We start from the raw sequence: 21,553 nt of genomic DNA on the forward strand, positions 1-21,553 counted from the left end.
CGACCTTATTTAAACTCTACGATGGTTACGCCTGATCCACCCTCTCCGGCTTCTCCAAAGCGAATTTTCTTGACGGAACGATGGTTTCGTAAATATTCCTGTACACCTTGCCTTAGGGCTCCAGTCCCTTTCCCGTGGATAATCGATACACGTGGATAACTGGAAAGAAGGGCATCATCAATATATTTTTCCACTTCCAATAGGGCATCTTCATACCGTTCTCCGCGAAGGTCTAATTCCAGTTTAACATGTGAATCACGCCCTTGGACAATAGCCATTGGTCTTGTTTCCACTTGTTTTGGCGTACTCACATATTCCATGTCCTTCTCTTTGACCTTCATTTTCAAAATACCGATTTGAACCTGCCACTCATTTGCAGACACTTTTTCAACGAGTGTCCCTTTTTGGTCAAATGTTAAAACTTTTACCTCATCTCCCGGCATGTAACTGTGCTTTTTATTTTTCTTATTAGCAAGATTCACAGATTTCTTAATTTCCGGCGCTGCGTCTTCAAGACGACGTTTGGCATCAATTAATTCATGTTCCTTAATTTCCAGATGTTTTTCAGTTCTCATTTTGCGAAGATCACGAATGACTTGCTCTGCCTCTTGTTTAGCCTCATCGACGATGTCCGCGGCTTTTTCTGCCGCTTTTTCCAGCATGGCATCTTTCTTCTCATAAAATTCGATCATTTGCTTTTGCAAGTCATGGTGCAGCTTTTCCGCTTGGTTTAAATAATCCCTTGCTTCCAACTGCTCCTCTTCCGCCTGCCGTTTACTGCTTTCTAAAGAAGCAATCATCTTATCAATTTGATTTGTGTCTTCACTAACATGTGAACGCGCTGCTTGAATCACCCGGTCACTTAAACCTAGACGTTTCGAGATTTCAAAGGCGTTACTTCTGCCCGGGACTCCTAGGAGTAATTTATATGTCGGGCTTAATGTTTCAACATCAAACTCAACACTGGCATTCAACACACCCTCACGATTATAGCCGTATGCCTTTAATTCCGGGTAATGGGTTGTAGCAATGACCCTTGCCCCCCGCTTGTGCACCTCATCAAGTATCGAAATGGCCAAAGCGGCGCCTTCCTGTGGATCCGTCCCAGCTCCAAGTTCATCAAATAAAACCAAACTGTTGAAATCAACACTATTTAAGATGTCAACGATATTGACCATATGCGAAGAAAAAGTACTTAAGCTCTGTTCAATCGACTGTTCATCGCCAATATCAGCGTACACCGCATCAAAGACCGCAAGCTCAGAGCCGTCTAAGGCCGGAACCTGTAATCCTGCCTGCGCCATTAAAGAGCATAAGCCAAGGGTTTTTAACGTTACCGTTTTCCCCCGGTGTTTGGCCCGGTAATAACAATAGTCGTAAACTCTTTCCCAAGCATGATGTCGTTGGCCACTACTTCATCAATGGGAATTAACGGATGTCTCGCCTTATATAAGGCAATCCTTCCCTCATTATTCATCAGCGGTTTCGATGCCTTTATTTTTTTCCCGTATCTCGCCTTTGCAAATATAAAATCTAAATTAGCTAAAACTTCCACAATGACTTTGAGCTCGCTCTCATGCTCAGCCGCTTTTGCGGAAAGCTCCGTCAGGATTCGGTCAATTTCAAGCTGTTCCTTTACTCGGATGTCCTGTAATTGATTATTTAATTGAACGATGACCTGCGGCTCAATAAATAGCGTTTGGCCGGATGCGCTTTGATCATGAATAATCCCGCCATAATGGCCGCGGTATTCTTGTTTTACCGGAATAACAAACCGGTCATTACGTATCGTAACAATCGCATCTGACAGCATTTTTGCGGCATTTGACGAACGAATCATACTTTCTAGTTTTTCACGAACACGCGATTCATTTGACCTGAGTTGGTGTCTTAAGGTGCGCAATAAGTCACTCGCGCTATCTAACACCTCGCCGCCTTCATCAATGGCATGTTTAATATCTTGCTCCAGGTTTGTGAGCGGAATGATCCGCTCGACTTGTTCTACTAAAATGGGCAGTTCTGTTCTTTCAGCAGCAATGTCCTCAATAAATCGCTTCATTTGACGGCTGGCATGGATGGTGCTCGCGATTTGATTTAATTCATGCGGGCTGAGGACACCGCCAATCACAGAACGTTTGATATGGGCGCGAATATCATGGATCCCTGATAACGGAACATTTCCTTTTATCCGAAAAACCGTTGCTGCTTCATCCGTCTCGGTTTGCAGTCTGGCTACTTCTTCAAAATCAGTTGATGGCACAAGATTTTTTATTTTCTCTCTACCAAGTGCGGAGGATGCGTGTTCCAACAGCAGCTCTCTTACCTTTGTAAATTCTAGTACCTTTAAGGCTCTTTCTTGCATGGAGTGTATCCTCCTTTTATCTATTATGCAAAAATTCTAGTAAGTCATTTTTATCAAGCGCATTGATCACGGTTGATTTTCGAATCCAACCTTTTTTCGCAGCAGAAACACCGATTTTCATATGTTCTAAGGTGTCCATTTTGTGGGCATCCGTATTGATGAGAATCTTTACACCGGCATCCTGCGCTTTCCGTAAATATTCTGCTGCTAGGTCGAGCCGGTTTGGATTGGCATTTAACTCTAATGCTGTATTGGTTTCCTTTGCCAGCTGGATTAATAGATCGATATCCACATTGTACCCCGCGCGTCGGCCGATTTTTCTGCCAGTAGGATGGGCTATTAAATCGACATGGGCATTTTCAAGTGCCGTTTTTAGCCGCTCCATAATTTTTTCCCTTGGCTGGGAAAAGGCTGAATGAATGGACGCAATGACAAAGTCCATTTCTTCTAGCAGTTCATCATCATAGTCTAATGTGCCGTCAGGAAGAATATCCATTTCTACCCCGGAAAGGATCAGCAAATCATCGTATTTCTCATTTAATTTCTTAATTTCTTCCTTTTGCTTTACTAATCTTTCTCTGGTTAGACCATTAGCAACCTTTAAATACTGTGAATGGTCGGTGATTGCCATGTATTGATAGCCTCTTTTGCGGCAGGCCTCTACCATTTCCTCTATCGAATGGGCACCATCGCTCCAGGTGGTATGCATGTGTAGGTCACCTTTAATATCTTCGAGCTCGATTACCCCTTCCTCCGCTGAGAAAGTCTCTACTTCGTTTCCGTCTTCCCTGATTTCCGGCGGAATGAATGGGAGGTCAAAATGCTTGAAAAATTCTTCTTCCGATGAGAAGGTACGAATGTCTCCTGATTCTAAGTCTTCTACCCCATACTCACTGATTTTTTCACCGCGTTCCTTTGCCAGCTGGCGCATCCGGACATTATGATCCTTTGAACCAGTGAAATGGTGGAGGGTGGTAATAAATTCCTTCGGTTTTACAAGCCGAAAATCGGCGGAAACATCATAATCTAACGCAAAAACGACAGATACCTTTGTATCGCCTGCGCCAATGATTTCTTTTATTTTCGGCAAGTGTAAAAGATGCTCACGGACAATTTCCGGCTGAAGTGTTGCAATGATAAAGTCGAGATCCTTTATTGTCTCTCTCATTCTTCGTAAACTTCCCGCTCTTGAAAAACGGTCAATCTCCGGCAGTTCCGAAAGTCTTGCTTCAATTTGCTCAGCAATTGGAAGCATATAGGCTAGCGGCAGCCGATCTGGCCTTGTCCCGACATTCGCAATGGCACTTAAGATCTTTTCCTCCGTTTTTTTCCCAAATCCCGCAAGTGCTTGTACCTTCCCTGCTTCACAGGCTTCCTTTAAACTGGAAACATCTAGTATGCCTAACTCCTTATATAACTTGGCAATTTTCTTCCCGCCAAGGCCTGGGAGCTGCAGCAATGGAATTAAACCAGCCGGCACTTCTTCTTTCAGTTCTTTTAATACAGAAGAAGAACCCTCATTTATGTATTCATCAATCACAGCCGCAGTGCCTTTACCAATGCCTGAAATTGCTGTAAAGTCTTCAATCTCTGTAAGGGTGCGTTCATCCGTTTCCAGTGCAGTTGCCGCCTTGCGAAAGGCCGAAACTTTGAACGGGTTCTCCCCTTTTAATTCCATATAAATTGCAATCATTTCTAATAAGTGAATAACTTCTTTTTTCGTTATTTTCATTGACTCTCACCTGCCCTCTAATTTAGCATCTTCATTTTAACTTATTTTAAGGGTGAAAAGAAAAACTTCTCTGCTACAGAGAAGTTAATGCAGCTGTATATTCAATCCACAAGCTTTTGATTTGCTGCGAAAGGATAGGTGTATGATTTACAATAGCATTTGCCAAAATGGAGTGATCCAATTGATTTTGAATGAGTTCAATTGGTATTAACGCACTAATGTATAATAAAATAAAGATAATTAAATAGACTTCACATAAACCAAGAATGCCGCCTGCAAATATATTGAGTTGCTTCAGAACAGGCAAATGGGCGATAAAGTCAAGCATCGACCCAACGATTTGGAATAATACCTTTACAGCAAAAAAGATAATGACAAAGGCAATTGCCCGATAAAAAGCCGTTTCCATATCACTTGAGTCCGTTAAAAGTTTTAATGTCGTACCTTCACCAAAGTTTGGATATGGAATCCATAGTGTTAATTTGGGAGCTAACTCGTCATAGTATGAATAGGCCGCAATATATGCAATAATAAAACCTAATAAATGAACAAGCTGGAGGATAAAACCGCGCTTTAGACCGACGAAAAATCCGATTATTAAAAATATGATTATGGCTAAATCTAACATAATTAGTTGTCCTTTTCCTTTTGTAGTTCTGTTTGCAGCCGTTCTAATTGATCTTTGATTTTAATATAATCATTGACTGCATTGACTGCTGTTAAAACAGCAAGTTTGTTCACGTCTAAATTAGGATTCTTCGAATGTATTTCGCGCATTTTATCGTCAACTAACGATCCCACAAGTCGAATATGACTTGGGCTTTCCGTCCCCATAATGACGTATTGCTGCCCGTAAATATCTACGGTTGTTCGGTGTTTTTGTGTATTTGACAACGTTACTGCCTCCATTCCAGAATCCTACTCCATATCATAACACGAATTGATAGAAATCGAAAAGTCAAACAAATTCAAAATGGAAATCTATTTTTTAGAAATGTGGTGCATTTATAATGGGAAACGTAGTTCTGAATTTGGAAATGTCCAAAATAAGCGAAATGAAAAGCTATTATGAGAAGCAGCTATTAGATAAAAACATACCTGGAAGTGTGTTTGCAGTGAAAACTCCTTCATGCATGATCACAGCATATAAATCTGGGAAAGTCTTATTTCAGGGGAACAATAGCGAGAAAGAAGCCAGTAAGTGGAGTGCCGGTGTATCTGTTAGTTCCCCCGTGAATAAGCAGGCTGCTGCTAAAGGAAAATCAGTGGCTAAGGGAGATCTACCAGTCGGAATAGGCGGAATGTCTGCCATCGGGTCAGATGAGGTTGGCACGGGCGATTTTTTTGGCCCCATTACCGTTGTAGCTGCCTATGTAAGAAAAGAAGATATCCCGTTATTAAAGGAATTAGGGGTGCGTGATTCCAAGGACTTAAATGATGAAAAAATTAGTGCGATTGCTAAAGTCATCAAAGATGTCATTCCATTTAGCCTAATGACATTGAAAAATGAAAAATACAATCAAGTGCAAAAGTCGGGAATGTCCCAAGGGAAGATGAAGGCGCTTCTCCATAACCAAGCGATTTTAAATGTGTTGGATAAAATTGCCCCTGTAAAACCAGAGGCGATTCTGATCGATCAATTCGTGCAGCCAAGTACCTATTTTCAGCATATTAAGGGGCAGAAGGCCATTGCCAAAGAAAATGTTTATTTCAGTACGAAAGCGGAAGGTATTCATCTGGCAGTTGCTGCCGCCAGCATCCTTGCCCGGTACGCATTTATTCAATATATCGATAAGCTTAGCGAGGCAGCTGGTTTTAAAATCCCAAAAGGTGCCGGTGCACAGGTTGATATTGCAGCTGCCAAGCTGATTATGAGTAAAGGCCGCGATATTTTACCATCCTTTGTGAAGCTTCACTTTGCGAATACCGATAAAGCGATGGTGATTGTAAATAAAAAGCGGGGTTGAGGAATAAATATAAGTTAAATGGAGTTAGGGGGCGATTTGGGTGGTAAAAAGACTTACTTTAACAGAAATTGATGACTCTCTGGCGGAATTACCCGGCTGGAAACTGGACGGTAAATTCATGGTGAAAAAGTATCGCTTTCAGGAGTTTTTGAAAGGGATTGCCTTTGTAAATGAAATCGCAGCACTTTCCGAGAAAAAAAATCATCACCCGTTCATGGCGATTGACTATAAATTGGTAACGCTAAGGCTCACCTCCTGGAATGCGGGAGGTCTAACCGATTTAGATGTTTCATTAGGCAAAATGTATGATGAAATTTATGGAAAAATGTAAATTGAAAGAGGTTGCCCCTTCGGTTTTTGACGATGGGGCAACCTTTTTTGTTTTTCTTATGGAGGGTTTACATTAAATTGGCTGCCTTCCAACCAATTTGATTTGTCCTTTTGGGAAAAAAATTTTTTATTTGCGAAAGTTAATCATTTATTTGCGAAACAGGATAGTTTATTTTCGAAAGAGGCCCTTTTATTTGCGAAAACATCCGTTTTATTTGCGAAACTGAAATCCTATCGTAAAAAAAAACCTGCTCGAAAATCTTTCGAGCAAGCCTAAATAAAATTAACCTCTAAGAACTGCCCCAGCCTTTTCCTTCAAGGCTTCCAGAACACGCTCGTGAACCTTTGTAACTTCTTCATCCGTTAACGTACGTTCCGGATTAGCATATTTAAGAGCGAAAGCAATTGACTTCTTACCTGCCTCCATCTTATCACCCTCATACAAATCAAACACCTGCGCCTCTTTTAACAAAGGTGCCCCAGTCTCAATGATAATGTTTTTCATGGTGCCTGACACCGTTTCTCTATTTACCACAAGGGCAATGTCTCTTGTGATCGATGGGAAGCGAGGAATGGCTTCGTATTGTAATACTGGTGCGTCTGCTTCAAGGACTGCTTTTAATGATAGTTCAAATACATAGGTATCCTTTAAATCAAGTTCTTTTTGGACGCTTGGGTGTACTTGACCGACGAAACCGATCTTTTCACCATTCAAGCGGATTTCTGCGGTACGGCCGGGGTGCATGCCGTCTACCTGCGCTTGGACATATTCAACTTGTTCAGAAAGCCCAATCTTAGTAAACATGCCTTCTAAGATTCCCTTCACAACATAGAAATCGACCGGCTTCTTCTCTCCTTGCCAGGAATGACTATGCCATAAGCCAGTAACTGCTGCAGCTAAATGCTCCTTTTCTTCCGGTAGCACTTCCGCACCATTCGCTAAGAATACGGCACCTGTTTCATAAACGGCTAGGCTGTCATTTTGACGGGCACTATTGTATTTTACTACCTCTAAAAGTTGAGGCAAGATGCTAAGGCGAAGAATACTGCGCTCCTCACTCATAGGCATTGCAAGACGGATCGTATCCCGTTTTTCTAATGCAAATTGTGCTGCCTTTTCCTCACTTGTTAAGGAATAAGTCACAGCTTGGTACAACCCTGCTCCCTCAAGATACTGTCGAACTTCACGACGTTTCTTCTGGTATTCGGACAATTTCCCGGGTGTCGAGGACCCAATTGGTAGTGTTTTAGGAATGTTGTCATATCCATAAAGACGGGCAACTTCTTCCACTAAATCTTCTTCGATTCTAATATCACCGCGGCGTGTTGGCGCCGTTACTGTAATCAAATCTCCTTCGATACTCACAGCAAATTGCAAGCGGTCGAAAATTTCTTTTACATCCTTCATATGCAACTCTGTGCCAAGGACACGATTAATTTTTTCCAAAGTAATCGAAACAACTGCCGGTTCAACAGTAAGTGTATCAGCTTCAGCAGCACCAATTAAAACTTCACCGCCGGCATATTTTGCCATTAAATAGGCTGCACGTTCTCCAGCTGCACGAACGCGGTTAGGGTCGACACCTTTTTCAAAACGGGCACTTGCTTCACTTCGTAAACCATGATCCTTGGAAGCCTTCCTAACAGTTCCCCCATTAAAATAAGCGGATTCCAGTAAAACCGCCGTTGTATCTGAAGTTACCTCTGAATTCGCTCCCCCCATCACACCTGCAAGGGCAACTGGTTCCACCCCATTTGTAATCACAAGATGGTCATCGCTTAATGTCCGTTCAACGTCATCAAGTGTTACAAATTTTTCACCGTCAACCGCACGGCGAACAAGGATTTCTTTCGATCCTAAACGGTCGTAATCAAACGCATGTAGCGGCTGACCGTATTCTAATAAAATATAGTTCGTAATATCGACCACATTATTGTGCGGACGAATCCCCGCAGACATAAGACGTGCCTGCATCCAAAGCGGAGATGGTCCGATTTTTACATTTTTGATCATTTTTGCTACATATAATGGATTATCTTCTTTTGCCTCAACAGTAATTTTCACATAGTCTGAAGCCTTTTCTGCCCCAGGGTCTAGGTTTGTTTCCGGAAGTTTAACCTCTCTTCCAAGAATAGCCGCCACTTCATAGGCAACCCCAAGCATGCTCAAGCAATCAGCACGATTTGGTGTCAAGCTTAGTTCTAAGACCTCATCGTCTCTGCCTAATAACGCAAGTGCGTCGGCACCAACTTCAGCAGCTGCTGGAAAAACAAAGATCCCTTCAGAATATTCTTTTGGAACGACCTTTCCTTCCAAGCCTAACTCAGTAAGAGAACAAATCATTCCGTTCGATTCTTCGCCGCGAAGCTTCGCCCGTTTAATTTTAAAATTACCTGGTAAAACCGCACCTACTTTGGCCACGGCAACCTTTTGTCCTTTAGCTACATTCGGTGCACCGCAAATAATTTGAATAGGCTGATCTTCACCAACATCGACAAGGCATTTGCTTAATTTATCGGCATTCGGATGCTGCTCACGCTCTAGTATATGACCGATAACAACACCTTTAATCCCTTCGTTTAATACCTCAACACCTTCAACTTCGATACCGCTTTTGGTAATCTTTTCAGCTAATTCATCTGCTGTTACTCCAGTTAAATCGATATAATCTTCGAGCCATTTATATGAAACGAACATGTCGTCATCTCCTTCTATTATCCATTTTCAGCGCCTAGTAAGCCAAGCCAGAAAAAAAGGGTACTGAACAACCTTACTGCCGGCTGCTCGTCTTATGCCTTTCGCCCCAGATCAAGGCGCATTTTGTTTTATTCATGTTTTGAAAATTGTTTTAAGAACCGAACATCATTTGTATAAAAATGTCTGATGTCATCGACACCGTATTTTAACATGGCAATCCGCTCAGGTCCCATACCGAAGGCAAATCCTGTGTATTTTTTAGAATCATACCCAGCCATCTCAAGAACGTTTGGATGAACCATGCCAGCACCAAGAATTTCAATCCAGCCTGTTTGTTTACACACACTGCAGCCTGAACCACCGCAGATTTTACAAGATATATCCATTTCAACAGATGGCTCTGTAAATGGGAAGAAACTTGGTCTTAAGCGAATTTCACGGTCAGCTCCGAACATTTTTTTCGCAAAAACCTCTAACGTTCCTTTTAAATCACTCATGCGGATATTCTCGCCAACTACGAGGCCTTCAATTTGCATGAATTGGTGTGAGTGTGTCGCATCGTCATTGTCCCGGCGATAGACTTTACCCGGACAAATAATTTTGATTGGCCCCTTACCTTGATGTTTCTCCATTGTCCTTGCTTGGACTGGTGATGTGTGAGTTCGCATCAAAATCTCTTCAGTGATATAGAACGAGTCTTGCATATCGCGAGCAGGGTGACCTTTTGGTAAATTAAGTGCTTCAAAGTTATAGTAATCTTGCTCAACCTCTGGCCCTTCAGCAACTTGATAGCCCATGCCAATAAATAAGTCTTCAATTTCTTCAATGATTCTTGTTAACGGATGGTGATTTCCTTGCCTAACTGGGCTTCCAGGAAGTGTCACATCAATACTTTCAGAAGCTAGCTTTTCAAGAACAGCAGCCTCTTCTAACCCCTTTTGTTTTGCCTCAATTTTTACCGCAATCGCTTCACGGACTTCATTCGCGAGTGCTCCCATCACTGGACGCTCTTCGGCGGACAATTTGCCCATCCCGCGAAGTACTTCAGTGATTGGGCCCTTTTTCCCTAAATAGGCAACACGGATGTCATTTAATTCTTTTAAGCTTGCAGACTGCTCAATTTTTTGAATTGCCTCTTCCTGCAATTCCTTTAAACGTTCTTGCATAATCAATTCCTCCTTATTCATAGCCGGTAAGATTGGTGTCAGGCACCATTACTAATACGGTGATAGTACAAAGGGTGACAGGCACCAAAAGACAAAAAAACCCCATCCCTGGTAAGGGACGAGGTTTGTTATTCGCGGTACCACCCTTGTAAACACGATATGTATAGAAACATTGTGTTCGCTTCATTCGGATAACGGCATATGCCGGTGCATCTTTACATTTTTTTCGCAAAAAATGGTCCCGATGCCAACTCGGGAGGTGAACTTCTCTTGTCCTGAACCATAAAAGTGCTTTCAGTCGAGGCACTTTCTCCCTACATGGTCAATTGACATGATACTTTTCTCCGTCATCGTTTTTATAATAATCAATTGTTCACTATTATATAATAATTTTCCTCAAAAGGTCAAACCAGTTTGCATCTATTTTTTCAAATAATAGAGCAGAATTCCTGTTGCGACCGCGACATTTAGCGACTCGCTTTTCCCGTATATCGGAATATAAAGATTGGCTGTGGTGCTTGAAAGAATATCTTTTCCGACACCATTTCCCTCGTTGCCAACAATCAGCGCAAATGAATCTCCACTTGATATATCTGTGTATGCCGAAGCCCCTTCTAGTGCCGTTCCGTAAACTGGAATATTTTTTTCTTCAAGTTTGATGATCCATTCATGCAAATCACCTCTAATAATCGGAAGATGAAAGTGGCTTCCTTGTGCAGATCTAAGTACCTTTGAGTTAAAAATATCAACACTGCCGCGACCGACAATAACTGCATCAATACCAGCGGCATCCGCTGTCCGAATCATCGTACCCAGATTTCCAGGGTCTTGGACAGCATCAATGAATAAAAAGGTTTTTGCCTCACCAGCTTCGGAAACAGTTTGTCGGCAAACGGCATAAATCCCTTGCGGTGCTTCAGTCTCGGATAACAAATTCGAAATCTCGTCTGTGACGAGTGTGACAGGTGTACCGGCGGGATCCCAACGGGGCGGTAAGTCCACTTTTTCCGAAACAATCACTTCTATAATTTGCTCACCCTGCTTTAATGCCTCTTCCACTAAATGAAACCCTTCGATTAAAAATGTTCCCGACTTATCTCGCTCTTTTTTCGTTAAAAGTTTTTTCCATTGTTTTACCTTAGGATTATTGACAGATTCTATATATTTCAAAACTCGGTCTCCTTTAAAAAAACTCATGTAATGATAACAATAATACATAATTAAACCAAAAATAGAAAACATATTAAAGAAATACAGGATAAAAAGGAGTGTGTGGATATGAACCTAAATTTGCGTAATGCTATTATTCACAATGTTTCAGGCAACACACAAGATCAATTAGAGGATACAATCGTTGATGCGATTCAAAATGGGGAAGAAAAGATGCTCCCAGGACTAGGCGTTTTATTTGAAATCATTTGGAAAAACGCATCTGAAGAAGAGAAAAAGGAAATGCTTTCCGTTCTTGAAAGCGGACTAAAGTAACCCTCCTACCCAAGCTGCCATAATCACCCCAGGCAGCTTTTTTTATATAAAAAATCCTCGACCAAAACCTTCAGTCGAGGATCCAATACTTTTATTCAAATGTAATCTTATCAACCGTCTCACGATCTAAGCGTTTAATCACTTCGACAATTAATTTAACTGCATTTTCATAATCGTCACGGTGAAGCATCGCTGCGTGTGAATGGATATAACGGGTAGCAATGGTAATGGCCAATGCCGGTACACCATTGTGTGTCAAATGAATGGAGCCTGCATCAGTTCCACCACCAGGGATGGATTCGAATTGATATGGGATATTCAATTCATCCGCTGTATCCGTGACTAAATCACGCAAGCCTTTATGAGCGACCATCGAAGCATCATAGACAACTACCTGAGGTCCTTTACCCATTTTACTCATCGCTTCTTTTTCAGAAATTCCAGGTGTATCGCCAGCGATACCAACATCAACTGCAAAACCGATCTCTGGCTCGATTTTATACGTTGCCGTCTTGGCACCGCGTAATCCAACCTCTTCTTGAACCGCCCCAACACCGTACACCTCATTAGGATGTTCGACGTCTTTTAATTGCTTCAAAACATCAATCGCAATTGCACAGCCAATCCGATTATCCCATGCCTTCGCCAACAGCATTTTCTCATTATTCATAACCGTAAATTCAAAATATGGGACAACCATATCCCCAGGACGGACGCCCCATTCTGAAGCTTCCTCACGGTTTGATGCACCGATATCAATAAACATATCTTTAATTTCAACCGGCTTTTTGCGGGCCTCTGCCGACAGGACATGCGGCGGCTTAGAGCCAATGATACCTGTTACATCACCCTTCCTCGTCACAATGGTTACCCGTTGTGCGAGCATAACCTGCCCCCACCAGCCACCGACCGGTTGGAAGCGCAGAAAGCCCTTATCATCAATTTGGGTGATCATGAAGCCAACTTCATCTAAGTGACCTGCCACCATAATCTTCGGTCCGCCGGCTTTCCCGACCTTTTTAGCAATTAAACTGCCAAGGCCATCCGTTGTTAATTCATCGGCAAATGGTTCTATGTATTTCTTCATCACATCGCGGACTTCGCGCTCGTTGCCGGCAATCCCTCTGGCATCCGTTAATTCTTTTAACATCGTTAATGTTGCGTCTAATTGCACCATTAATAAGCCCCCTTTATGTATGTACTACATTCTTTATTATACAGAAGGAATCTGCAAATTCACAATTTCCTGCTAATAGTTATTTTGTTGTCTTTGATAATTCACTTCGTTTTTATCAAAATATGCCTTTTCGATTTCCTCATCTTTAAAACCTAGCAACAAGGCCAGCTGCAGGTATGACTCGAATAAATATCTAAAGTCAGTCAAGTCTTTGCTTTTGTGAAAGATGGTGATCCTTTCATAAACACGAAGAAACTGCTCCGTTACATTCAAATTAGACTCCCTGATATCTACTTCAACTCGCTGGCGGTCAAAGCCACACTCAATCCCGAGCGACAAAATAAAATGAACCCCATCGACAAACTCTTCTAAAATCACTTCTTTAGCGGAAGATGGTCTCACACTCCAAAACTTAAAACAGCGGGTTTCATTCGCCAATTCCCCGATTTCCACAAGCAAGGCAAGAATTTTCCTTTCGAATAAATTCTCTTCCTGCAAATTGTGCTTTTCCTCAATATGGGTATCCAACGCCGCTTGCATCTTAAACAGTTTTTCAAGTTGCATTCAACTCACACTCCTTATGGAAAAATTATAGCAAAGTGAGAAATAATTGAAACCTTTTTGCAGCATGAGTCGTAATACATAGAAAATGGGTGTAGGAGGCTTAGCCGTGATTTGGTTACTGCGCTTCGTATTATTATTTTTCATCATTTTTGCGGTTTACATGGGGGTTAAATTACTATTTCAATCGTCCCGAAAGCTTGAATCGGCACGTAAACATAAACGGTTCTTACTACTTGATCATGATGATGTGAGAAGGAATTTTCACCTCACCTATAAAGGTGCCGTGTTTGCCGGTGAAAAATACATGGGAACTGCTAATAATACTTTTGATGTTGTGTCCATCTCCATTTGGCCAGAAAACACGGCTTCGTTAAAAGGGATGGTAAAAGATGATTTTTACTATATCGATAAAAAAATACGCGAGTACTATCCGAATGCCGAAATTAGTTGGAAAAGTCCGGTGAAGGAATTCTTACAATGACAGCCGCTATGTAAGCGGCTTTTTATAATAGTATTTTTATAAAAAGAACTAACTCTACAATAGCAAGGACAGGGAAGCCAACTTTAAACGAGGTATGCTTCGTTTTGTGGCGGTAAATCTGCATCCCTGCCGTCGTCCCAATTGCTCCCCCAAATAGAGCTACAAGCCACAAAGTCCGCTCCCTTATTCTATATTGATGTTTTCTCGCCCGCTTTTTATCCACTCCCATAATGAACAGACCAGCGATATTCATAACAACAAAGATTGCTAACATCATCGTCATTCTCTAAATCCCCCTTATAGAAAAAGCCATCCTCATCATAAGAGAATGGCTGGTTGTGAATATTATTTACTTTGTTGTTGTTTAGCAACGTTTGCTAATTCAGCAAATGCGTTTGCATCGCTTACCGCTAATTCAGCAAGCATCTTGCGGTTTACTTCGATACCAGCAAGCTTTAAACCGTGCATTAAACGGCTATAAGAAAGACCGTTCATACGAGCTGCTGCATTGATACGAGTAATCCAAAGTTTGCGGAAGTCGCGCTTTTTCTGGCGACGGTCGCGGAATGCATACATTAATGATTTCATAACCTGTTGGTTAGCAACTTTATATAATGTATGTTTTGAACCGTAATAACCTTTTGCTAATTTAAGAACTTTTTTACGACGCTTGCGCGTAACTGTACCGCCTTTAACACGTGGCATGTAATTTCCCTCCTAGATATCGATCACTTGAGATTACTTCATGTAAGTTAATAATTGACGAATGCGTTTGAAATCGCCTTTAGAAACAAGAGTTCCTTTGCGAAGTTTACGCTTAGCTTTTGTAGATTTGTTCGCAAATAAGTGGCTTGTATAAGCATGGTCACGTTTTAATTGACCAGAACCTGTTTTCTTGAAACGCTTTGCAGCGCCGCGGTGAGTTTTCATTTTAGGCATTGTGATTGTCCTCCTTATTACTTCTCTTGTTTTGGTGCTAAAACTAGGAACATGCTTCGTCCATCCATTTTAGGATGTGATTCAATCGTTGCAACTTCCTTGCACGCTTCGGAAAAACGGTCTAACACACGTTGACCGATTTCTTTATGGGTAATCGCCCGGCCCTTGAATCGGATTGAAGCTTTTACCTTGTCGCCTTTTTCCAAAAACTTAATGGCATTGCGCAGCTTTGTATTAAAGTCATGCTCATCAATCGTTGGGCTGAGACGTACTTCTTTTGTCGTAATGATTTTTTGATTCTTTCGAGCTTCTTTTTCTTTCTTTTGATTCTCGAATTTAAATTTGCCATAGTCCATAATTCGGGCTACTGGAGGCTTCGCATTTGGTGCTACAAGTACCAAATCAAGATTCACTCTTCCAGCAATTTCTAACGCTTCAAACTTGGTTTTAATTCCTAATTGCTCGCCGTTTTGATCAATTAAACGAACCTCGCGAGCGCGAATGCCCTCATTTAACAACATGTCTTTGCTAATAATTAGCCACCTCCAAGGATTTATCAGAATACAACTTCCGGGTCAAGACACCTTACTTGAATCAACAGGTTTGAAAATCTTTTTATCAATGTTACACAAATAAAAAAGTGCGGATGAATACACCCACACTTTACGAAACAAAAGTAATAAAAAAGTTCACGTAAAACCTGCCAACTGCCAAATGCGTCAATCAGGTGAGAAGCGGGTGCTTCTTCTTTTCCCCAAAATAAGTATTCAATTTTCACCTTAGTAACTATACCACAAACAAAGATACGATGTCAACGAACCATTTCCTTGATGACAACGAAATTTATTGTAGCAAGAAACTAAAAATTATTCAACATTTTTTTTAATAAAAAGGGAAGTCTCCCTCCCTTTTTTAAAAACTTTTATTTTTTCACTTCAGCATTAAGTGCTGTAAGAAAGTCCGCGAATGGCTTTGTTTCTGAGTTTTGTTCACCATATTTACGAACGTTGACTGCTTGATCCTCAACCTCTTTATCACCTACAACAAGCATATATGGTATTTTTTGCATTTGCGCCTCACGGATTTTATAGCCGATTTTTTCATCACGGCCATCCAATTCAACACGGAAGCCCTCGTTTTGCAATTGTTCCTGAACCTTACGTGCGTAATCATAATGTGCGCCCGGCGATACAGGGATCACCTGAACCTGAACTGGCGCAAGCCATGTTGGGAAGGCTCCTTTGTATTCTTCAATTAAGAAGGCTACAAACCGTTCCATGGTTGACACGACACCGCGGTGGATGACGACTGGACGATGCTGTTTGCCGTCCTCACCCACATAGGTTAAATCAAAGCGCTCTGGGAGTAAGAAGTCTAATTGGACAGTAGATAAAGTTTCCTCTTTACCTAAGGCCGTTTTCACTTGAACATCAAGCTTAGGACCGTAAAAAGCCGCTTCACCCTCTGCTTCATAATAATCAAGTCCAAGGTCATCCATGGCTTCTTTCAGCATACCCTGCGCTTTTTCCCACATCGCATCATCATCAAAATACTTTTTCAGTATCCTGTGGGTCACGGTAAGAAAGACGGAATGAATAATCAGTAAGGTTAAAATCTTTATAGACCGCTAGAACGAGATTCACTACTCGTTTGAATTCATCCTTAATTTGATCTGGACGAACAAAAATGTGGGCATCATTTAACGTCATGCCGCGAACACGCTGTAATCCAGATAAGGCACCGGACATTTCATAGCGGTGCATTGTTCCAAGTTCCGCAATCCGAATTGGCAGTTCACGATAACTGTGAATGCTGTTTTTATATACCATCATGTGATGCGGGCAGTTCATTGGTCGAAGAACTAATTGCTCGTTGTCCATGTCCATGACCGGAAACATGTCTTCTTGATAATGATCCCAGTGGCCGGAAGTTTTATAAAGCTCAACACTTCCCATCACAGGAGTATATACATGGTCATAACCAAGACGAACTTCTTTATCAACGATGTAGCGCTCAACAATACGGCGGATTGTTGCACCCTTAGGAAGCCATAACGGTAACCCTTGTCCAACTAATTGGGAATTAGTGAAAAGGCTCAATTCTTTCCCAATTTTGCGATGATCACGTTCTTTCGCTTCTTCAAGCAAGCGAAGGTGCTCTGCTAAATCCTCTTTTTTGAAAAAAGCAGTTCCATACACACGCTGCAGCATTTTATTGTCACTATTGCCGCGCCAATAAGCACCGGCAATACTTAATAATTTAAATTCTTTAATCTTCCCTGTAGAAGGAACATGGATACCACGGCAGAGGTCAACGAATTCACCCTGTTGATAAAGGGTTACTGTTTCCCCATCTGGAATCGCTTCGATTAATTCAAGCTTATAGGGATCATCCATTTCTTTAAAAAGCTGAACCGCCTCATCCCTGCTTACTTCTTTTCGAATGATTTCAAGATTTTCGTTAACAATTTTCATCATTTCCTTTTCAATCTTCGGAAGATCTTCAGGTGTTAAAGAAACCTCAAGATCCATATCGTAGTAAAATCCGCCTTCAATAACAGGTCCCACACCAAGATTTACATCAGGATAAAGGCGATTGACCGCTTGTGCCATTAAATGGGCAGTACTATGGCGTAAAACTTCTAGCGCATCACTTGATTCCGGTGTAACTATTTCTATAGATCCGTCTTCGATAATGGGACGGCGAAGATCAAATAGTTGGCCATTCCATTTGCCGGCAATGGCTTTTTTCTTTAAGCCCGGGCTGATGGAAGCAGCAATATCCTCCGTTTTTGTCCCCCGTGCAAACTCCTTTACTGCCCCGTCAGGAAACGAAATCTTTACAACATCTGACATATAAATTCCTCCCTTTAATTTAAAGTGTCCAGCTTCAGCGCCTAGGCGCTTCTGCTTTTCTAATAAAACAAAAAAACCCGCCCCCGGAATAGGGACGAGTTTTGAAAACACGTGGTTCCACCCAATTTTTCATTTTCAGGTACATAACACTGAAAAATGACTTTGGTCAGGTAACGGCTGTAGACCGTCAACCATTACTTACTCCATAGAAAATGCAGTGTTCACAGTTGAAGTTTAAAGGTGGTAAGTATTTTTTTCGTGTTAGGAGATTTTCAGCCGGCGGTCTCCCTCTCTAAAAAACCGTAAAGAAATACTATTGTCCTTATCATTACTTTTAATAAATATAATTGCTATGTACGTTATTATAATCAGTACAAAATAAAAAATCAAGGTACGCAAAACTAACTATTCCCATAATATTATTTTTTATGCATGATTTTCGGAGGATTTCTCATCCACAGACAATTTCTTTACCTCTCGGAGTGCCGCAAAGGTTTTAATAGTTACCCGCTCTTCAAAGATATTTTTAATGGTTCTAACGAGTGGCTCGTTAGGGTCGTTTGCATAAATAAAAATAGAAGTCGGTGCCAACGACAACAGCGGTGCAATGGAGGCAGAATCGACATATACAGGATGATTCACTAATAATTTACGGTCAATCATTTTTGTTAATTCCCCTCGTTTGATCTCCTTTAACTCTTCATTATAAAAAGTAATTTCCTCATCAAATAATACATGAAGAATGTCCATTTTCGGTTCCCGATTCATCAAAAAATCCCTAAGCATTTGCACAAACATTTGATATTCCTGCTCCATTTTATACTCATCAATGGCCAGCTCTACATAACCCTCAAGCATTTGAAGATAGGGGCGCAAACGAAATTTATGGAACGAGTCAAATGATAAAGAAACATGATCTTGAAACACATGGCTGATGGCAGCCTTAATCATATCGAGCTCCTCACTTGTTTCTTTTAAGAAAACAGCTAAGTCGTCTCTCTGACCCTCAAGTACAGAATAAATAATTTCCATAATTTGCTGTTGCTCTTCTAAATCCTCATAATAAAATTGATTCTTAATAATCTCTCTAAACCAGTCATTTCGTTTTATTATTGTAATAAAATCAAAAAAAGCCGTTTTCAGTGCTTCAAAAATATCAACGGATAATTCGCTATCTAAAATTTTTACTATATGTCGATCTTCAAGTAGAAGAATAGTTTCTTTTTCCGGTTTATATGGAACATACTTTAGCAAGTGGGCATAAAATCTTTGTGCATCCAGCTTGCCTTGGAAGATGATTTCCGCCAACCAAATCCCCCCTTTTTGTCAAATCACTGTTTTAAATATATATGGGGGTCTTGGCCAAAATAGAAGTTAGCAGACCAAGGCTTTTTGTATTTAAATAAAAAAAGGATCGCCGTTTTAGTACGACAATCCTAAACACAGTTTATTATCTTCGATTTCTGCCATCTACAAGCACAGGCTCGCTCAAGGTTCGAATTCGTTCCATAATTCGCATGGCCTTCATCTTTTCTTCTTCACCGCGCTGGCTGTATGTTAAGTGATGCTCGAGCCCTTTAAAATCAAAATTCGAGGTGAAAAAGGTTGGAAGACTTTCGAGCATCCGGAATTGCAATATTGGCCCGAGAATTTCGTCCCGTGTCCAGCTCGACATGGCTTCAGCACCAATATCATCCAGCATTAAAATGGGTTCTTTCTTTAATGCTTCAATTTTTTCATTAAGTGTTGAGTCGGCTATGGAGCTTTTCATTTCCCTCAGTAATTCCGGAACATAAACAATCATTGATGAAATTTGTTTTCTTGCCAGCTCATTGGCAATGGCACCTAATATATACGACTTACCTACACCGAATTTCCCGTATAAATAGAGGCCTTTGGCTTTTTTACCTGCTTCATAATTCATTAAAAAAGTTGCCGCTTTATCGCCCGCATCAAGCCGGCCCGTATCCCCTTCGAAGTCCTCAAAGGTCGCCTCAAGGATATCCCTTGGTACATAGAGACTTTTAATTAGCTTTTCATTTTTCTTTTTCTCATCTGCTATGACCTTCAGCTTGCATCGCTTATAGACCACATCAATGGAGTTTCGTGATAGAACCAATTCAGGTTCATATCCCTTCATAAAGTTTATACATTTTTCAAGACTCTCACAGCGGTTGCAGTCCTGACTTTGGTTCGTGTATTCGTATAGTTTACTCATGCTCTTTTCAATCATTTCTTGGGTAATTTCATCTTCATGCTCAGATAAAAATACTTGAACTCCCCGATTTTGCAGGACTTTCTGACGCTGTTCTTGATAGCGCTTTTGAAAGTTCTGATTCGAGGCAAGCCGTTGTAAGGTTTTATTTATCTTTTCCATACGATTCACATCCTACTTCCTAAAGGCTTTTAATTTCTCTTCAATCGCCCGCTTTTTCTCTTCGTCTTCGGTTTTGTTTTCAAGGGAAGAATCTTTAACCGGTGTATTCGGGCTTTCTTCAAACCAATCAGGGATTAACTCGGTTCGAATGGGCTTTTTATTCCCTCTTGTTCTAGCCTTTTTATTTTCATTCTGAGCCGTTTCATTATTTTTGGCGAGTTCCATTGCTTCTTTCACCGTTTTTATTTGCAATCGTGCCCACGTACTTGCGACCGCATCAACATAATTCTTGGAAAATTGCATCTTCGTTTTTCTCATGACAAAATCAATCAAAACATTTACCACACCGGGAGAAAGCTTATATTTTATCATCACTTCTTCTAAAACTTTTAAGTTAGCATCAGACGGTTCCACACCACCTGAGATCTCTTTAAAGACAGTTAGCGGTGGGGTTGTTTCATATGATCGAATCAAATTTTCTTCTGGTGTTTTCGGTTCGGTTAATTGGGTTTGAAGAGCGGCCGGTTGGATCCGATTAATCAGGCTTGGCAATTGGTCATAATTCTCAAATTGATACCAATCGCGCGCACCTTTTCTCAAGTCCTCAATATCAATTTCATCATTCGGATTGATCGCACCTAAGATAAAATTTTTCATTTCAATCGGGTCGATATTATATAAAAATGCAAGATTGCTAATTACATTCTTCACTTTAGATGTCAGTGCTTTTTTAGGAACTAATGATTCATTCAGACCTGCTTCTAACAAAGCAAAATCGAACGAACCCGTATCAATTTGAATAGGATTTGATTCATTTCGGCCAATAAACTGATTATGTTCCCCTGCTTCCTCAATATCTTCTGAAACATCCTGAAGGTATTGCAGGCTTCCGGGAGCAGCCGATGCAAATACGTCCTGAAAAGCCCTCGTCACATCTTGGTATTCTTTTTCCCCCGGCATTTGCTGGACAGTAAAGAAGCGTTTTAGTCTTGCAAAATGATTTTTGCCAATTTTTCTGTAAAGATAAATATTTAACATCCCATCTAAGAAGAATTGCTCGGGATTTAATGGGGGATACAGTTCGTAAATAAAGGAACGATCCTCGCCATTCGTTTTAACATAGGTCTTTAATAAACCAATGCCCTCTAACTTTAATCGCGCCTCATATATATCATTTAAATTCATTTCCATTATGTTCATCAAAAGATGATGTGTGGAAGTTTCAGACCAAAGGCGGTTTTCCTCAAGCTCCATCCAGAGAGTCATATACAAGCTAAAACAAGTTGATCCTATCAAAGGCTGATATAAAAACGTCAGCACTTTACGGTCATACTCATGTAAAAGCCCATTGGCCGCTACCATATACCGGTCGATAGGAAGAATTTCCTGCCAATGCTGCGCCATATCAATCCAACATCCC

General features: G+C 41.0%; 19 protein-coding genes, 2 pseudogenes and 2 other annotated features. Of the genes and pseudogenes, 4 read left to right on the plus strand and 17 right to left on the minus strand.

Going from position 1 to position 21,553, the window contains the following annotated elements:
• Positions 1-5 precede the first annotated feature (5 nt).
• The 4 genes and pseudogenes from RCG19_RS03570 to zapA form a co-directional block, all read right to left on the minus strand.
• Positions 6-2,362, minus strand: a pseudogene (locus RCG19_RS03570) (endonuclease MutS2).
• 16 nt (positions 2,363-2,378) lie between these two features.
• Positions 2,379-4,094 (minus strand): DNA polymerase/3'-5' exonuclease PolX, encoded by a 1,716-nt coding sequence (gene polX / locus RCG19_RS03575; RefSeq protein WP_308109702.1) that lies wholly within the window; start codon positions 4,092-4,094, stop codon positions 2,379-2,381.
• A 73-nt stretch (positions 4,095-4,167) separates the two neighbouring features.
• On the minus strand, positions 4,168-4,722 hold the full coding sequence (locus tag RCG19_RS03580) for a CvpA family protein (protein ID WP_166239218.1): 555 nt from the start codon (positions 4,720-4,722) through the stop codon (positions 4,168-4,170).
• 2 nt (positions 4,723-4,724) lie between these two features.
• Positions 4,725-4,988 (minus strand): cell division protein ZapA, encoded by a 264-nt coding sequence (zapA, locus tag RCG19_RS03585; RefSeq protein ID WP_166239216.1) that lies wholly within the window; start codon positions 4,986-4,988, stop codon positions 4,725-4,727.
• Between the two features lie 116 nt (positions 4,989-5,104).
• On the opposite strand from zapA, the gene rnhC reads away from it, so the two are divergent.
• Both rnhC and RCG19_RS03595 read left to right on the plus strand, forming a co-directional pair.
• Positions 5,105-6,061, plus strand: coding sequence for a ribonuclease HIII (gene rnhC, locus RCG19_RS03590; protein WP_308109703.1), 957 nt, complete (start codon positions 5,105-5,107; stop codon positions 6,059-6,061).
• Positions 6,062-6,101: 40 nt separating this feature from the next.
• Positions 6,102-6,392 (plus strand): 4a-hydroxytetrahydrobiopterin dehydratase, encoded by a 291-nt coding sequence (locus RCG19_RS03595; protein WP_308109704.1) that lies wholly within the window; start codon positions 6,102-6,104, stop codon positions 6,390-6,392.
• Between the two features lie 282 nt (positions 6,393-6,674).
• On the opposite strand, the gene pheT is transcribed toward RCG19_RS03595, so the two are convergent.
• From pheT to RCG19_RS03610, 3 genes are all read right to left on the minus strand, one after another.
• Positions 6,675-9,089: a phenylalanine--tRNA ligase subunit beta gene (pheT, locus tag RCG19_RS03600; protein WP_308109705.1), complete on the minus strand. Its 2,415-nt coding sequence runs from the start codon at positions 9,087-9,089 to the stop codon at positions 6,675-6,677.
• A gap of 128 nt (positions 9,090-9,217) precedes the next feature.
• Complete coding sequence (pheS, locus tag RCG19_RS03605; protein WP_166239208.1) at positions 9,218-10,255, minus strand: phenylalanine--tRNA ligase subunit alpha; 1,038 nt, start codon at positions 10,253-10,255, stop codon at positions 9,218-9,220.
• Between the two features lie 111 nt (positions 10,256-10,366).
• Positions 10,367-10,615: a binding site (T-box leader), on the minus strand.
• A gap of 60 nt (positions 10,616-10,675) precedes the next feature.
• The gene (locus tag RCG19_RS03610; RefSeq protein ID WP_308109706.1) at positions 10,676-11,425 is read right to left on the minus strand and encodes a TrmH family RNA methyltransferase; all 750 of its coding nucleotides are present in this window, start codon (positions 11,423-11,425) and stop codon (positions 10,676-10,678) included.
• 108 nt (positions 11,426-11,533) lie between these two features.
• On the opposite strand from RCG19_RS03610, the gene sspI reads away from it, so the two are divergent.
• The gene (sspI, locus tag RCG19_RS03615; RefSeq protein ID WP_166239204.1) at positions 11,534-11,740 is read left to right on the plus strand and encodes a small acid-soluble spore protein SspI; all 207 of its coding nucleotides are present in this window, start codon (positions 11,534-11,536) and stop codon (positions 11,738-11,740) included.
• Positions 11,741-11,831: 91 nt separating this feature from the next.
• Here sspI and RCG19_RS03620 read toward each other — a convergent pair whose 3' ends face one another.
• Together RCG19_RS03620 and RCG19_RS03625 are read right to left on the minus strand one after the other, a co-directional pair.
• Entirely contained in the window at positions 11,832-12,917 is a 1,086-nt protein-coding gene (locus RCG19_RS03620; RefSeq protein ID WP_308109707.1) for a M42 family metallopeptidase, read from the minus strand.
• Between the two features lie 72 nt (positions 12,918-12,989).
• Positions 12,990-13,481, minus strand: coding sequence for a dUTP diphosphatase (locus tag RCG19_RS03625; RefSeq protein ID WP_308109708.1), 492 nt, complete (start codon positions 13,479-13,481; stop codon positions 12,990-12,992).
• 106 nt (positions 13,482-13,587) lie between these two features.
• Here RCG19_RS03625 and RCG19_RS03630 point away from each other — a divergent pair, with 106 nt between their 5' ends.
• Positions 13,588-13,962, plus strand: coding sequence for a sigma-w pathway protein ysdB (locus RCG19_RS03630; protein WP_308109709.1), 375 nt, complete (start codon positions 13,588-13,590; stop codon positions 13,960-13,962).
• Positions 13,963-13,984: 22 nt separating this feature from the next.
• On the opposite strand, the gene RCG19_RS03635 is transcribed toward RCG19_RS03630, so the two are convergent.
• The 8 genes and pseudogenes from RCG19_RS03635 to RCG19_RS03670 form a co-directional block, all read right to left on the minus strand.
• A complete protein-coding gene (locus RCG19_RS03635) occupies positions 13,985-14,245 on the minus strand; it encodes a DUF1294 domain-containing protein (RefSeq protein ID WP_308109710.1) in 261 nt (86 codons plus the stop codon).
• Positions 14,246-14,307: 62 nt separating this feature from the next.
• Positions 14,308-14,667, minus strand: a complete 360-nt coding sequence (gene rplT / locus RCG19_RS03640) for a 50S ribosomal protein L20 (RefSeq protein WP_308109711.1) — start codon at positions 14,665-14,667, stop codon at positions 14,308-14,310.
• Between the two features lie 33 nt (positions 14,668-14,700).
• Entirely contained in the window at positions 14,701-14,901 is a 201-nt protein-coding gene (gene rpmI / locus RCG19_RS03645) for a 50S ribosomal protein L35 (protein WP_007087365.1), read from the minus strand.
• Between the two features lie 17 nt (positions 14,902-14,918).
• Positions 14,919-15,422: a translation initiation factor IF-3 gene (gene infC, locus RCG19_RS03650; RefSeq protein ID WP_007087366.1), complete on the minus strand. Its 504-nt coding sequence runs from the start codon at positions 15,420-15,422 to the stop codon at positions 14,919-14,921.
• A 107-nt stretch (positions 15,423-15,529) separates the two neighbouring features.
• Positions 15,530-15,657, minus strand: a sequence feature (ribosomal protein L20 leader region).
• A gap of 166 nt (positions 15,658-15,823) precedes the next feature.
• Positions 15,824-17,756 (minus strand): annotated as a pseudogene (gene thrS / locus RCG19_RS03655) (threonine--tRNA ligase).
• A gap of 426 nt (positions 17,757-18,182) precedes the next feature.
• A complete protein-coding gene (locus RCG19_RS03660) occupies positions 18,183-19,064 on the minus strand; it encodes a putative sporulation protein YtxC (RefSeq protein ID WP_308109712.1) in 882 nt (293 codons plus the stop codon).
• 142 nt (positions 19,065-19,206) lie between these two features.
• Positions 19,207-20,133, minus strand: a complete 927-nt coding sequence (gene dnaI / locus RCG19_RS03665; protein ID WP_166239190.1) for a primosomal protein DnaI — start codon at positions 20,131-20,133, stop codon at positions 19,207-19,209.
• A gap of 12 nt (positions 20,134-20,145) precedes the next feature.
• A complete protein-coding gene (locus RCG19_RS03670) occupies positions 20,146-21,537 on the minus strand; it encodes a replication initiation and membrane attachment family protein (protein ID WP_308109713.1) in 1,392 nt (463 codons plus the stop codon).
• Positions 21,538-21,553: the final 16 nt, after the last annotated feature.

Source organism: Neobacillus sp. OS1-2, assembly GCF_030915505.1.
GTDB lineage: Bacteria > Bacillota > Bacilli > Bacillales > Cytobacillaceae > Neobacillus.

What these genes read in the sequence shown, in the direction of transcription:
- rplT (WP_308109711.1), bottom strand. Translation starts at nt 14,667, where the DNA reads ATGCCACGTGTTAAAGGCGGTACAGTTACGCGCAAGCGTCGTAAAAAA.
- pheT (WP_308109705.1), bottom strand. Translation starts at nt 9,089, where the DNA reads ATGTTCGTTTCATATAAATGGCTCGAAGATTATATCGATTTAACTGGA.
- pheS (WP_166239208.1), bottom strand. Translation starts at nt 10,255, where the DNA reads ATGCAAGAACGTTTAAAGGAATTGCAGGAAGAGGCAATTCAAAAAATT.
- rnhC (WP_308109703.1), top strand. Translation starts at nt 5,105, where the DNA reads ATGGGAAACGTAGTTCTGAATTTGGAAATGTCCAAAATAAGCGAAATG.
- infC (WP_007087366.1), bottom strand. Translation starts at nt 15,422, where the DNA reads ATGTTGTTAAATGAGGGCATTCGCGCTCGCGAGGTTCGTTTAATTGAT.
- dnaI (WP_166239190.1), bottom strand. Translation starts at nt 20,133, where the DNA reads ATGGAAAAGATAAATAAAACCTTACAACGGCTTGCCTCGAATCAGAAC.
- RCG19_RS03670 (WP_308109713.1), bottom strand. Translation starts at nt 21,537, where the DNA reads ATGGCGCAGCATTGGCAGGAAATTCTTCCTATCGACCGGTATATGGTA.
- sspI (WP_166239204.1), top strand. Translation starts at nt 11,534, where the DNA reads ATGAACCTAAATTTGCGTAATGCTATTATTCACAATGTTTCAGGCAAC.
- polX (WP_308109702.1), bottom strand. Translation starts at nt 4,094, where the DNA reads ATGAAAATAACGAAAAAAGAAGTTATTCACTTATTAGAAATGATTGCA.
- RCG19_RS03580 (WP_166239218.1), bottom strand. Translation starts at nt 4,722, where the DNA reads ATGTTAGATTTAGCCATAATCATATTTTTAATAATCGGATTTTTCGTC.
- rpmI (WP_007087365.1), bottom strand. Translation starts at nt 14,901, where the DNA reads ATGCCTAAAATGAAAACTCACCGCGGCGCTGCAAAGCGTTTCAAGAAA.
- RCG19_RS03635 (WP_308109710.1), bottom strand. Translation starts at nt 14,245, where the DNA reads ATGACGATGATGTTAGCAATCTTTGTTGTTATGAATATCGCTGGTCTG.
- RCG19_RS03620 (WP_308109707.1), bottom strand. Translation starts at nt 12,917, where the DNA reads ATGGTGCAATTAGACGCAACATTAACGATGTTAAAAGAATTAACGGAT.
- RCG19_RS03625 (WP_308109708.1), bottom strand. Translation starts at nt 13,481, where the DNA reads ATGCAACTTGAAAAACTGTTTAAGATGCAAGCGGCGTTGGATACCCAT.